Annotated in this window: 12 protein-coding genes; 4 read left to right on the plus strand and 8 right to left on the minus strand. The window is 72.6% G+C overall.

What is annotated here, in order from left to right:
- Positions 1–29 precede the first annotated feature (29 nt).
- Positions 30–980, minus strand: a complete 951-nt coding sequence (locus OG357_RS16520; RefSeq protein WP_329621875.1) for an alpha/beta fold hydrolase — start codon at positions 978–980, stop codon at positions 30–32.
- A 499-nt stretch (positions 981–1,479) separates the two neighbouring features.
- Between OG357_RS16520 and OG357_RS16525 the strand changes: the two genes are divergently transcribed.
- The gene (locus tag OG357_RS16525) at positions 1,480–2,250 is read left to right on the plus strand and encodes a hypothetical protein (protein WP_329621876.1); all 771 of its coding nucleotides are present in this window, start codon (positions 1,480–1,482) and stop codon (positions 2,248–2,250) included.
- Positions 2,251–2,324: 74 nt separating this feature from the next.
- Here the strand turns inward: OG357_RS16525 and OG357_RS16530 are convergent, their stop codons facing one another.
- A complete protein-coding gene (locus tag OG357_RS16530) occupies positions 2,325–3,014 on the minus strand; it encodes a metal-dependent transcriptional regulator (protein ID WP_317598091.1) in 690 nt (229 codons plus the stop codon).
- A gap of 150 nt (positions 3,015–3,164) precedes the next feature.
- Here OG357_RS16530 and OG357_RS16535 point away from each other — a divergent pair, with 150 nt between their 5' ends.
- Entirely contained in the window at positions 3,165–3,920 is a 756-nt protein-coding gene (locus OG357_RS16535) for an SIS domain-containing protein (protein WP_317598090.1), read from the plus strand.
- A gap of 47 nt (positions 3,921–3,967) precedes the next feature.
- On the opposite strand, the gene OG357_RS16540 is transcribed toward OG357_RS16535, so the two are convergent.
- Entirely contained in the window at positions 3,968–5,293 is a 1,326-nt protein-coding gene (locus tag OG357_RS16540) for a PAS domain-containing protein (RefSeq protein WP_329621877.1), read from the minus strand.
- Between the two features lie 342 nt (positions 5,294–5,635).
- The gene (gene pdxH, locus OG357_RS16545) at positions 5,636–6,463 is read right to left on the minus strand and encodes a pyridoxamine 5'-phosphate oxidase (protein WP_443066686.1); all 828 of its coding nucleotides are present in this window, start codon (positions 6,461–6,463) and stop codon (positions 5,636–5,638) included.
- 92 nt (positions 6,464–6,555) lie between these two features.
- On the opposite strand from pdxH, the gene OG357_RS16550 reads away from it, so the two are divergent.
- Entirely contained in the window at positions 6,556–7,656 is a 1,101-nt protein-coding gene (locus OG357_RS16550) for a citrate synthase 2 (protein ID WP_317598079.1), read from the plus strand.
- A 26-nt stretch (positions 7,657–7,682) separates the two neighbouring features.
- Here the strand turns inward: OG357_RS16550 and OG357_RS16555 are convergent, their stop codons facing one another.
- Entirely contained in the window at positions 7,683–8,798 is a 1,116-nt protein-coding gene (locus tag OG357_RS16555; protein WP_329621878.1) for an isopenicillin N synthase family dioxygenase, read from the minus strand.
- Between the two features lie 382 nt (positions 8,799–9,180).
- On the opposite strand from OG357_RS16555, the gene OG357_RS16560 reads away from it, so the two are divergent.
- Positions 9,181–10,233, plus strand: coding sequence for a M4 family metallopeptidase (locus OG357_RS16560; RefSeq protein WP_329621879.1), 1,053 nt, complete (start codon positions 9,181–9,183; stop codon positions 10,231–10,233).
- A gap of 22 nt (positions 10,234–10,255) precedes the next feature.
- Here the strand turns inward: OG357_RS16560 and OG357_RS16565 are convergent, their stop codons facing one another.
- The 3 genes from OG357_RS16565 to OG357_RS16575 are packed head-to-tail and all read right to left on the minus strand — an operon-like array spanning position 10,256 to position 13,145.
- Complete coding sequence (locus OG357_RS16565; protein ID WP_329621880.1) at positions 10,256–10,834, minus strand: TetR/AcrR family transcriptional regulator; 579 nt, start codon at positions 10,832–10,834, stop codon at positions 10,256–10,258.
- Complete coding sequence (locus tag OG357_RS16570; RefSeq protein WP_329621881.1) at positions 10,822–11,556, minus strand: enoyl-CoA hydratase family protein; 735 nt, start codon at positions 11,554–11,556, stop codon at positions 10,822–10,824. Before OG357_RS16570 ends, OG357_RS16565 begins: the two co-directional genes overlap by 13 nt.
- Positions 11,553–13,145: a 4-coumarate--CoA ligase family protein gene (locus OG357_RS16575; RefSeq protein WP_329621882.1), complete on the minus strand. Its 1,593-nt coding sequence runs from the start codon at positions 13,143–13,145 to the stop codon at positions 11,553–11,555. The genes OG357_RS16570 and OG357_RS16575 overlap by 4 nt, the downstream gene beginning before the upstream one ends.
- Positions 13,146–13,207: the final 62 nt, after the last annotated feature.

Genomic DNA, 13,207 nt, shown 5'->3' on the forward strand with positions numbered 1-13,207 from the left:
CACGGCAAGGGGGTTTCGGTGGCTCGCCTTCAGGGTGTGAGCACGCCGTTCAGGAAGGGTTCGACCGCCTCGCTCCAGGCCTCCGGGTGCTCGTAGTGGAGGAGATGGCCCGCGTCGGGGATCTCCGCGTACGCCCCGTGGGGCAGGACCCTGACCATCTCCTGGGCCTCGGCGCGGCCCAGCTCGCCGTCGAGGCCGCGGACGACGAGTGTCGGGCAGCGGACCTGGGCGAGCGACTCCCAGTGGGCGTCGTGGACCCATGTCTCGCGGGAGGTCAGCATCTGCGCCGGGTCGAAGACCGGGCGCCAGCCGTCCGGGTGCTCGGCCATGACCTCGGCGAAGAAGGCGCCCCGCGCGGGGTTCGGGCGCTCCACCCACGGATCGTCCTCGCCGAACCAGCGGCGGACGGCGTCCAGTGACGGGAAGGGCGCGGGCCAGCCCCGGAACCAGTCCTGCCACGCGCGCTGCGAGGCGGCCCCGAGGGCCGAGGCCCGCATGTCGCAGATGACGAGGGCGCGGACGAGATCGGGGCGCTCGGCGGCCAGTTGCCAGGCGGTGAGGGCGCCCATGGAGTGGCCGACGAGGGTGACCGGGCCGAGGCCCAGCTGCTCGACGACCGCGGCCGCGTCCGCCACGTACGCCTCGCGGGTGAAGGGGCCGGCGGGCGGCTTCTGGCTGTGGCCGTGGCCGCGCTGGTCGAGGGCGACGACGCGGTGGCGGCCGGTGAGGCGGCGGACGGCGGGGGCCCAGTGGGCGGCGTGGCCCATGAGGCCGTGGAGCAGTAAGACGCCCTGCGCGGGCGGGGTGGGCGGGTGTGTGGGCGGGGTGCGTCGTGTGGCGCGCGCCGGTTCCGACCGGGGGGCCGGCGGGCGCGGTCCCGGCTGCGGGCCGTCCTTCCGGTCGTCGCCGGTCGGTGTCGTGTAGTCCCAGGCGGCCAGGCGTACGCCGTCGGCCCCGGTGACGTCGAGTCGTCGCGCCATGTCCCTGGCACCCCCTCTTTCCCGTCGAACCGCATCAGAGTATCGAACTCGCATTCGAAAATGCGCTTCTGCCACCCAACACCCCTCGTTCGAGTGACAGGCCTCAAGGATTGACTCCCGCTGCCGAGGGGAGATCTTGAACGGGAGGCGGACCGCTCGGGGAAAAACGGTCCGACGGGACTGACCTTGAGAGCTCGGGGCTCCAGGTCAGCACAGGGGAGGACAGGCCCCGGCGCCCAAGGGCGCCGGGGCCCTCTGTCGTCCGTCGCCCTCGGTCCCGCTTCGTCCTCATGGGCCACTCCTCACGGCAGCACACGGCTCGTAAGCACACGGCTCGTACCAGCGTGGCACGCCGAGGGGGCGGGCGTGGCCATTCCGGCGTAAACCGGGGCGCGCGACGGGCGTTGACCCGGAACGTCTCCGATCCGATCCGCTTCCGATCCGCTTTCGTGACCCCCTCGCGTACAACCAACTCCCCCGGCCGCGGGTCCATCCGGTCATGCTCAGTCCTCAAGTCCTCAGCAAGGGGGACCACTACACGGTCCTCCGGCCCGACCGTCTGACCACGACGGAGGGGCGGCAGATCACGCACATCCCCCTGGCCGCCGTCCAAGAGGTCCGGTCGGAAGGCGACAAGGCCCTGCTGGTCGTCCTGACCGACGGGGTGACCCGCCGTCTCCCGGGCGGCAACGCGTACGCCACCTCCGCCTTCCTCACCGCCCTGACCGCGGCCCTGCCCGAGCAGCGGGACCCGGCAGGGAGCGCCCTCGTCACGACCGAGGAGGGCGGCACCATCATCAAGGTGTGGCAGGTGTGGACCGGCGGCGGGGCCTTCCTCGCGGCCTGCGTCGGCTACGTCTGGTGGACCGGCTCCGCCCACGGCGAGCTGATGGGCCTGGCCGCCTTCGGCGGACTGTTCGGGCTGATCGTCGGAGGACCGCTCACCTTCGCCACCTTCATCAGCGTCAAGAACCGGGTGGTCCTCCGTCGGCGTGGCATCACCGTCGCCGCCGCACGGCACTACCACCCGAACGGCAAGCGGGCGAGCTGGTACAAGTTCACCGACACCAGCGGCAACGAGCACACCACCAGCTACGGCTCCAACCGCATGACGGAAGAGATCCACGTCGTCTACGACCCGGAGAACACCGGGCTCAGTGCCGCCGCGGAGCCGCTCTTCTCGACCGTCCTGAAGCACTCCTTCGGCGGGTCGGTCTCGCTCGCGATCCTCACGCTCGGCCTGTGGGGCGTCCTCGCGCCCTACCTCTGACCCGGAGTACGGAGTGAGGGGCGCCCCGCCTGGCCGGCGGGGCGCCCCTCACTCCGTACTCCGTACAGCCGCAGTCAGCGCTTCGCGACGAAGACGTGCGCCGCGACCTCCGCGACCAGCTCGGCGGCCTCGCCGCTGCTGCCCACGAGGACACCACCCGGCGACTCCGTCACCGACACCACGGAACCGGGCTGCACGCCCGCCCTCCGCAGCGTGTACATCAGCTGGGCGTCCGTCTGGATCGGCTCGCCGATCCGGCGCACGACCACCGTCTTGCCACCGCTCGCGTCCAGGTCCGCGAGGGAGACCATCGAGTCGTCGAGGAAGGCCTCGGCCTCCGCCTTCTCGCCCAGCTCCTCGAGACCCGGGATCGGGTTCCCGTACGGCGACTCCGTCGGGTGACGCAGCAGCTCCAGGACCCGCCGCTCCACGGCCTCGCTCATCACGTGCTCCCAGCGGCACGCCTCCGCGTGGACCTGCTCCCACTCCAGGCCGATCACGTCGACGAGCAGACACTCCGCGAGGCGGTGCTTGCGCATGACGCGGGTGGCGAGGCGGCGGCCCTCGTCCGTCAGCTCCAGATGGCGGTCACTCGCCACGGCCACCAGGCCGTCGCGCTCCATCCGGGCCACCGTCTGGCTCACCGTGGGGCCGCTCTGGTCGAGCCGCTCGGCGATCCGGGCGCGCATAGGGACCACACCTTCCTCCTCAAGCTCGAGGATGGTGCGGAGATACATCTCCGTTGTGTCGATCAGTCCGGACATACGTGCCCCTCGATGAGTCGTGCGCTGGCCCTGACCCAATTCTGACGCATCGCGCCGACAACCGGGCCGCACTGGGGTGAGGCGGTATTGACAGAGCAATGGTCCAGACCGCACCGTGATCCGCGACCACGACGAGAAGGAGCCGCCGCCATGGGCGAGAGCAAGCTGGCCGGACAGTTCTTCGACGCCGCGATCGGCCTGCTCCAGCAGGTCCGCGACGGGGACTCCGAAGAGATCGCCGCCGCCGGCGCCGCGATCGCCGAAGCCGTCGCGAACGGCAACAGGCTCTTCGCCTTCGGCGCGGGCCACTCCTCGCTCGCCGCCCAGGACGTCGTCTACCGGGCCGGCGGCCTCGCGCTGATGAACCTGCTCGCCGTCCCCGGCGTCGTCGGCGTGGACGTCATGCCCGCCACGCTCGGCTCGGCCCTGGAGCGGGTCGACGGCCTCGCCGGGGCGGTCCTGGACTCCTCCCCCGCCAAGGCCGGGGACGTCCTGATCATCATCTCCCTCTCCGGACGCAACGCCCTGCCCGTCGAGATGGCGATGAACGCCCGCGCCCTCGGCCTCACCGTCATCGGCGTCACCTCCGTGGCGTACGCGACGGAGACGAAGTCGCGGCACGTCTCGGGGTCGTACCTCAAGGACCACTGCGACATCGTCCTCGACTCCAGGATCGCCATCGGGGACGCGGAGCTCACCCACGAGGGCATCGAGGCGCCGTTCGCACCCGCGTCGACCGTCGTGACCAGCGCGCTCATGCAGGCCACGATGGCCGCCGCCGCCGAGGAACTCGTACGCCGGGGCATCGAGCCGCCGCTGCTGCGCTCCGGGAACGTGGACGGCGGGCACGAGTGGAACGGCCGCGTGATGACGGAGTACGGCGACCGGATCTTCTTCCGGCACTGAGCGGGTACGGGGCGGGGCCGCCTGTCACGCCCAGGGCCGCCGCCCCCTCACTCCCCCGGCGGTAGTCCGAGCTCCGCCGCGATCCTGGACGCCACCGTCTCCGCGAAGACCACGTCCTCCCGCTCGAAGCCCGGGCGGCACGCGGCCCGCAGGAACGTCAGCACGCCCAGCGTCCGGCCCCGGGTGCGCAGGACCGCGCACAGGGCGTGCGCCGCGTCCCCGGGCCACTGATGGGCCTCCGCCCACACCTCGGCGGTCCGGCCCGCGCTCGCCCGCACGGTGCCCGCACGGTCCAAGGCCTGGAGCGCCGGATGCCTCGGCCCGTACCGCAGCGGAATGTCGCCGCCCACGACCGGGGAGGACGGTCCGGGGGCACTCGGCGGGGTGGCCAGGGCGCGGGTCAGACGGCGCTCCCCGACGACCCGGTCGACGAGGGCGTGGTCCGCGAAACCGGCCAGGGCGAAGTCGAGCAGGACCGTCGCCGCCTCCTCCGCGGTCTCGCACTCCGCGGCCGCCGCGCCCGCCCGGTGCAGCTGGCTCCACCGGAACCGCAGCCGGTCCGCCTCGCGCACCGCGAGCCGGTCCTCCGTCACGTCCTGGAACAGCCAGGCCACGCCCAGCGGCACCGGCTCCTCCGCCATCGGCGAGGACAGCCGCAGGAAGCCGCTGCGCCAGCACCGGCGCTGCTCGCCCGACGACGTCCGCAGCGTCACCCACACCTCGGCGGGCGCGGGCGGCGTGCCGGCCGCCAGGACGTGCTGGAGGGCGGCCTCCAGCTCCTCGGCGCCGTGCACGACGACGTCGCCGAGCGGGCGGCCGAGCAGGGCCGTACGGCCCGTACCGAAGGCGCGGGCCGCGTGGCCGTTGACGACGGCGGGGCGCAGGTCGGCGTCGACGAGGACGACACCCCAGGAGGCGTCCTCGAAGAGGGCCTCGCTCAGGGCGACGGAACGCTCCAGATCGAGCTGTACGTGGACCTCGCTGAACGCGCAGTAGACGCCCGCCGGGCTGCCGTCGGCGCCGCGCACCCCGGCGGCCTGGCTCCGTACGAGCACCCGCCCACCGTCCTTGCGCAGCAGCGCCAGCTCATGGACCTGCCGGCCGGGGCCCTTCATGGCCCCCATCAGCCGCCCGAGGGTCTCCTCGGCGTCCGCGCCGCGCGCCGCCCACCCCCCGAACCCGCGCCGCCCGACGGCCTCCCCGGCGGACCAGCCGAGGATCCGCTCGGCCTCACGGTTCCAGTGCGTGATCGTCCCGTCGGCGTCCAGGGCGCAGAGCGCCGCGTCCATCCCGTCGAGCAGCGCGGCCAACAGATCGGCCCCGGCCCCCGGAACGGAGGCGGTCTCGCTCGCGGCCCCCGTGAATGCACTCATCCCGGTACCCCCCATGCTGCGCCCATTCAACTGGAACGTGACGCAGAGCACACCCCGCTTCCGCGAATTGAATAAATGGGTTGAGGGGCACGGGGGGCGCTTCCTAGGGTGTGGGTACACGCGAAAGGAGGTGATCCGAAGACATGGTTTCTTTTCGGACTCGTGAGGTGACTGCGGGCTAAGGCCTGCCGTCGCACGCACTCTGTGCACCTCGGCAGGCCAGTCTGCCGAACACCACCGCAGTCACCCGACCCGTGAGTCGCCGGTCAGTCCGACCGGCTCCTGTCCGAACCTAGGCGGACGGGACCAAGGCTCACGGGTCGTCTGCGTTTTCGCGGTCGTTCAGGGAGCGAGGCGCTCCACGCGCCAGGTTTCGCCGCCGTTGTCCTCGGCGCCGGTGTCCTCACGGACGTACCGCAGGCGGTCGTGGAGGCGGTTCTCGTGGCCCTGCCAGAACTCGACCGCGTCCGGGACGACCCGGATGCCGCCCCACTCCGGCGGGACCGGGACCTGTTCGTCCTCGGGGTAGCGGGTCTCCAGCTCCTCGTAGCGGGCGAGGAGTTCCTCGCGGGAGGCGATCACCGAGGACTGGTGGCTCGCCCAGGCGCCGAGCTGGGAGCCGTGCGGGCGGGTGCGGAAGTAGGCGACCGTCTCGTCGCGGCCCGTGCGGACCGCGCGGCCCGTGACGATGACCTGGCGGGCCAGCGGGTGCCAGGGGAAGAGCAGCGAGATCTGCGGGTTGGCCGCCAGCTCCTCGCCCTTGCGCGAGCTGTAGTTGGTGAAGAAGACGAAGCCGGCCGCGTCGTAGTGCTTCAGCAGGACCGTCCGGGAGGACGGGCGGCCGTCGGGGGTCGCCGTGGAGACGACCATCGCGTTCGGCTCGTGGATCGCCGGGTTCTCCGCGGTCTCCTTGAACCAGCGGGAGAACTGCGCGATCGGCTCGGGCGCGAGGTCGGACACGGACAGCTCCGTGGTGCGGTACTGCTCGCGCATGTCGGCGGGATCCAGGGCGTCGGGATCCGGGGCGTCGGTCACGGCGTCGGCGTTCGTCGCGGGATCGGTCACGGGGCCATCCTGCCGCAGCACCTCAGTCTGCCCGGCACCGCCCGGCGCTAATCCTCTCTCGCCGGATCGGCGCAGTGTGCCGGATGTCACGCTTCCCCGCATCATCGGAACCGTACAGACTCTTGGGCTGGATGACTGTTGATTCCCCACCATCGACCACCGCACGGTTGATCGATCATCGATAGAGGAGCCGCCTGATGTCCGACTTCGTACCCGGGCTCGAGGGAGTCGTCGCGTTCGAGACGGAGATCGCCGAACCCGACAAGGAGGGCGGCGCCCTCCGCTACCGAGGCGTCGACATCGAGGACCTCGTCGGTCACGTCTCGTTCGGCAACGTCTGGGGCCTGCTGGTCGACGGCGCCTTCAACCCGGGTCTGCCGGCGGCCGAGCCGTTCCCGATCCCGGTGCACTCCGGGGACATCCGGGTCGACGTCCAGTCCGCGCTCGCGATGCTCGCACCCGTGTGGGGCCTCAAGCCGCTCCTCGACATCTCCGTCGAGGAAGCCCGCGACGACCTCGCCCGCGCCGCCGTCATGGCCCTCTCGTACGTCGCCCAGTCCGCGCGCGGCCAGGGCATGCCGATGGTCCCGCAGAGCGAGATCGACAAGGCGCAGTCCGTCGTCGAGCGGTTCATGATCCGCTGGCGCGGCGAGCCGGACCCGAAGCACGTCAAGGCCGTCGACGCGTACTGGACCTCCGCCGCCGAGCACGGCATGAACGCGTCGACGTTCACGGCCCGTGTCATCGCCTCCACCGGCGCGGATGTCGCCGCCGCGCTCTCCGGCGCGGTGGGTGCCATGTCCGGACCGCTGCACGGCGGCGCGCCCTCCCGCGTCCTCGGCATGATCGAGGAGATCGAGCGGACCGGCGACGCCACCGCGTACGTGAAGCAGGCCCTCGACAAGGGCGAGCGGCTCATGGGCTTCGGCCACCGCGTCTACCGCGCCGAGGACCCGCGCGCCCGCGTCCTGCGCCGGACCGCCAAGGAGCTGGACGCCCCGCGTTACGAGGTCGCCGCCGCGCTGGAGAAGGCCGCGCTGGACGAGCTGCACAACCGCCGCCCCGACCGGATCCTGGCGACGAACGTCGAGTTCTGGGCGGCCATCGTCCTCGACTTCGCCGAGGTCCCCGCGCACATGTTCACGTCGATGTTCAGCTGCGCCCGTACGGCCGGCTGGTCGGCGCACATCCTGGAGCAGAAGCGCACCGGGCGGCTCGTGCGCCCGTCGGCCCGCTACACGGGTCCCGGCCAGCGGGACCCGCGCGAGATCGAGGGGTACGCCGACATCGCCGGCTAGGAACGGTCGGGCTTCGGCCTGTCCGGCTAGGACGCCATCGCCGGGTACGTCTCCGGGTGCAGCAGCAGGTCCGCGTGGTGGCGGGCCGCCACCAGCGGGTGGGCCCGGAGCTTGCCCTTCAGCTCGTTACGGCCGTACTCGGCGAACAGCGGGTTCGCCGGGTCGGCCGTGACGCCCGGGGCCGTGGAGGCGTACGGGAAGGTCAGCGGTGCGATCCGGGCGTCCAGGCGCGGGTTGTAGAAGAACGGGACGGAGTAGCGCTCCGTCGCCCCGGGAGGGGACACCACCCGGTGGTTCGTCGCGATCAGGTAGCCGTTCGTGGCCACTTCCAGCAGTTCGCCGAGGTTGACGACGAACGCACCCGGCAGCGGCGGCACGTCGTGGAACTCCCCGTCCTCCCGCTCGACCTGGAGCCCGCCGACCTGGTCCTGGAGCAGCAGCGTGAGGAAGCCGTAGTCCTTGTGCGCGCCGACGCCCTGGTCGTCGCCCTCGCCGCTGCTGCCCGGGTAGCGCACCAGCTTGAGGTGCGGGTGGGCGCGGGGGCCGAAGATGTCGTCGTAGAAGTCGGCGGGCGCGCCGATGGACGTCAGGAGTTCGTGCAGGAGCCGCTCGGCGACGCCGCTCAGGCGGTCGATCCAGTGCAGGGCCGCTGTGCGCAGCTCGGGGAGCGCGGCCGGCCACTGGTTGGGGCCTTCGAGCCACCAGTACGGGGCTTCCCAGGCGCCGGGAGTGCGCGCGGGGCGCTCGGCGCCGATGTCGAGCTGGTCGCGCCAGTCGCGGGCGCCGGCGGTGCGTTCGTCGCCGATGCGGGTGTAGCCGCGGAAGTGCGGCGAGTTGATGTTGTCGAGGGCGAGCCGGTCGGCCTCGGGCAGCGCGAAGAAGGCCCGCATGGCGGTGGTGAGGGCGCGTGTCTCGGCCTCGGTCACGCCGTGCCCGACGAGCTGGAAGAAGCCGACGTCGTGGGCGGCGGAGTGGAGCTGGGCGTGGAGCAGCCGCCGGGCCTGGGGGCCGCGGTCGGCGGCGGAGAGGTCGACGATCGGGAGCTGCGCTGCGTAGGAGGGCTTGATCCGCGAGCCGGGCACCGGCTCGGGTGAGCGACGCGAGCTGCGGGTCGGCTGCTGGGAGGTCGAGCTGAGAGTCATGGGTGCGTCCGCGGGGTCTACGGGTGCCCGGGGCGGCCGCCAGGGGTGGGGCGGGGGCCACGGGTGCCGGTCGGCTTGGGCTCTGAACGAGGGACCCGGGGGCGCGGTGTGGTGCCCGGGGGTCAGGGGGTCAGGCGGAGCGGCGACAGCTCATGCTCGTGACGCGGACGAAGTCCACGTGGCGACGGCGTACGAGCGAAGGCATGCGAACAGCGTACTGCGGCAGGCCCGGATGGGGTGTGGTCCGCGTCACGCCGCCGGTCCGGCCGTGCGCGCTCCCCGGGCTCTGGTCAAAACGGTGGGTGTGCGCGAAGATCACCGCCACGCGTGTCACGCGCATGCCAAGCTTCCCGTCGCAGCACCCCATCGCAGGAGGATGTCCATGACTCCCCGCACCCGCAGCCCCCGCCGCACCTCGCGCGGCCTGGTCGCCGCGGCAGCCGTCGCCGGCACGGCCGCCGCCGCCCTGCTCCCCTCCCCGGGGGCCGCCGCGGCCGTACTGCCGCAGGCCCGGGTCTTCATGGTGAACCCGGTGCAGTCCTCCGGCGACCAGTCCCTCGCCGACCACAAGGACGCGGCGAGCGACGTACCCGCCGCCGCCTACGCCACCGTCACGCTCCGGAACCTCGACGCGAGCGGCGGCCTGTCCGGGAAGTGGGCCGCCGTCCGCTCCGAGACGGGCAAGCCCGCCGCCGTCGCCGACGCCGCCTCGTACGACCGCTCCCAGGACCAGTTCGAGCAGGTCATGGCGTACTTCTGGGTCAACGAGGCACAGGAGTACCTCCAGGGCCTCGGCTTCGGCACCGAGCTGCCCGGGGCGAACGACCGCGTGCAGCCGGTCCGCCTCAACCAGTGGGGCGCCGACAACTCCTTCTTCACCGACAAGAAGGACGAGATCCGCTTCGGCAAGGGCGGCGTCGACGACGCCGAGGACGCGGACGTGATCGTCCACGAGTACGGCCACGCCGTCCACGACGCCCAGGTGCCCGGCTTCGGCACGAACGCCGAGTCCGGAGCGATCGGCGAGGCCTTCGGCGACTACCTGGCCGTCGCCGTCGGCACCCACGCGGCGGCGAAGTACGGCTGGCCGCTCAAGGCCGACGCGGCCTGCGTGGCCGACTGGGACGCCACCGGCTACAGCGAGGCACCGCACTGCCTCCGCCGGATCGACGGTACGAAGACGTACGCGGACCGCGAGGGCGAGGTCCACGCCGACGGCGAGATCTGGTCCCGGGCGCTCCTCGACATCCGCACCGCGCTCGGCGCCCGCACGGCCGACCGGATCATCGTCAACGCCCAGTTCGGCTTCGCGCCCGACACCAGCTTCCGCGACGCGGCCCTGACGACGGTCGCGACGGCGGAGCGGATGTACGGCAAGGGCGCGGCGGACGCGGTACGGAACGCCTTCCGGGCGCGCGCGATCCCCGGCGTCTGACCGCCGGACAGGCCCTAGGGCCCTAGGCGAGGGCCTCGTTCACCAGCCGCGCCCATTGGGCCACCACCCGTTCCCGGCGGGCGCGGTCGTCCGTCAGGAGGGTGGCGAGGCCCAGGCCGCGGGCCATGTCGAGGAGGCCCTGGACCGTTTCGCGGACGCCCGGGACGGACTCGTCGGCGCCGAGGACCTCGACCGCGACCCGGTGGGACTCGCGGCCGACGCGGGCCTCCAGTTCGGTGACGCGGTCCCGGAGCTGGGCCTCGTCGGAGGCCGCGACCCAGAGGTGGAGCGCGGCCCGGAACAGCGGCCCGGTGTAGAGGTCGACGAGGGCCTCGACGGCCTCGTGGCGGTCGCGGGACGGGAGGGCGCGCAGGGCCTGGGAGCGTTCCTCGGCGACGTACTCGACGGCCGCCGTGAAGAGGTCCTCGCGGGTCGGGAAGTGGTGCTGGGCCGCGCCCCGGGAGACGCCGGCGCGTTCGGCGACGACGGCGACCGTGGAACCCGCCCAGCCGTGCTCGGCGAGGCAGGCCACGGCGGCTTCCAGGAGCCGCTGCCGGGTGGCGCGGCTCCTGTCCTGCTTGGGCGCGGTCAGAGCCGCCATTCCGGGTCCCGTCGTTCGAGGAAGGCCGTCATCCCTTCGCGCGCCTCGGCGGAGGCGAAGAGCGTGGCCGACCTCTGCACCAGGTCCTCCGCGTCGCGTTCGAAGGTTTCCAGGACTCTAGCGGTGACCAGCCGTTTCGCCTCCCGCAGGCCTTGCGGGGAGCCGGCGCGCAGGGCGTCGAGGATGCCGTCGTACGCGGTGGCGGGTGCCGTCACCAGGCCCATGGCGATCGCCTCGGGAACGCCGAAGCGTTCGCCCGTGAGGTAGTAGCGGGCGGCCGCGCGCGGGTCGAGCCTGGGGAGGAGGGTGAGGGAGATGACGGCCGGGGCCACCCCGATCCGTACCTCGGTGAGTGCGAAGTCCGCGGCTTCCCCGGCGATCACGATGTCGCATGCGCCGAGGAGGCCGAGGCCGCCGGCCCGGGCGTGGCCGGTGACGAGGCCGACGACCGGTTTCGGCAGTTCGACGATCTGCCGGAGCAGGTCCACGAAGGCGTACGGGCTGGGCGGGGCCTTCAGGTCGGCGCCCGCGCTGAACGTGCCGCCGGTGTGGGTGAGGACCACCGCCCGGACCGCCGGGTCCTTGCCGCAGGCGGTGAGGGCGTCGGCGAGCTCGGTGACGAGGTGGGCGGAGAGAGCGTTGCGGGTGGCCGGGGAGTCGAGGGCGAGGGTGATGATCCCCCGCTCCTCGGTGAGCGCGACGAGGGGTTCGGGTGGGGTCATGCGCGGTCCCTCAGTTCTCTGCGGAGGATCTTGCCGGACGCCGCCCGCGGGATGCTCTCGACGAACTCCACGCTGCGGACCTTCTTGTACGGGGCGACGCGTCCGGCCACGTACGCCATGACGTCCTCGGCGGTGAGGCCGTGCGCGGTGGGCGCGGCGGGCGCGGCGGCCTGGCGGACGACGTAGGCCTTGGGGATCTCGGTGCCCTCGGCGTCGGTGACGCCGATGACGGCGGCGTCGGCGATGCCGTCGTGGGTGAGGAGGAGCGCTTCGAGTTCGGCCGGGGCGACCTGGAAGCCCTTGTACTTGATGAGCTCCTTGACCCGGTCGACGACGAACAGCCAGCCGTCGTCGTCGACGCGCCCGATGTCGCCGGTGTGGACCCAGCCGTCGCCGTCGATCATCGCGGCCGTGGCATCGGGGCGCCCCAGGTAGCCCTTCATGACCTGCGGCCCCCGGATGGCGATCTCGCCCGCCTCGCCGGGTGCCGCGTCCTTCGCCGGGTCGTCGAGGGAGAGGATCCGCAGCTCGGTGGAGGGCAGGAGCTTGCCGACGGTGCCGGGAGGGGGGTTCTCGACGACGAGCGGGGTGACGTGGGTGGCCGGGGAGAGCTCCGTCATGCCGTACGCCTGACGGACCGGCGGCAGTCCGAGCCGCGCCGAGCAGGCCTCGGCGAGGGCCGCGTCGAGCGGGGCGGCGGAGCTGACGATGTACTCCAGGGAGGACAGGTCGTAGTCGGCGACCGCCGGGTGCTTGGCGAGGGCGAGGACGATCGGCGGGGCGACGTACAGGCCGTTGATGCGGTGCTTCTGGATCGCGCCGAGGAAGGTGTCGAGGTCGAAGCGGGGCAGGACGACGACGGTGGCGCCCTGGCGGAGCGGGGCGTTCATGAGGGCCGTGAGGCCGTAGATGTGGAAGAAGGGGAGGACGGCGAGGATGCGGTCGCCGGGGCCCATCGGGACGAGCGGGGACAGCTGGGCCAGGTTGGTGGCGATCGACGCGTGGGTGAGCATCACGCCTTTGGGGACGCCGGTGGTGCCGGAGGAGTACGGGAGGGCCGCGATGTCCTCGTCGGGGTCCATCGGGGGATCCGGGACCGGGCCGGTGGAGGCGAGGAAGGACTGGAGCGAGCGCACGTCGCCCGTCTCCGTCTGGTCGCAGACGAATATCTCCTTGATCCCGCCCGCGAGTTCGGCCGCCGCGCGGGCGGCCGGGAGCAGCGGCGAGACGGTGACGATCCAGCGGGCGGAGGAGTCGCGGAGCTGCTTCGCGAACTCCTCGGGTGTGGCGAGCGGGTGGACGGTCGTGACGGACGCACCGGCGCGGGTGGCGGCGTAGAACGCGATCGGGAAGAGCACGGTGTTGGGGCTGTGCAGGGCGAGCACGTCGCCCTTGCGGACACCGGCCTCGGCGAGCCCTGCGGCGACCAGCCGGTGGAAGCCGTCGACCTGGGCGTACGTGAGGGTCAGCTCGCCGGCCCCGTCGATGAGGGCCGGGGTGTCGCCGTACTCGGCGGCGCGGCCGAGGACCGCGTCGTGGATCGGGAGGGAGACGGTGGGAACGTGCTCGTACTCGCTGTGGAACACCATGCGTTGCCCCCTGAGCGGCGGTGGTGGAAGGTGCGGATCTCGTCGGTCACCGGAAGGAAATC

It is taken from the genome of Streptomyces sp. NBC_01255, assembly GCF_036226445.1.
Lineage (GTDB): Bacteria > Actinomycetota > Actinomycetes > Streptomycetales > Streptomycetaceae > Streptomyces.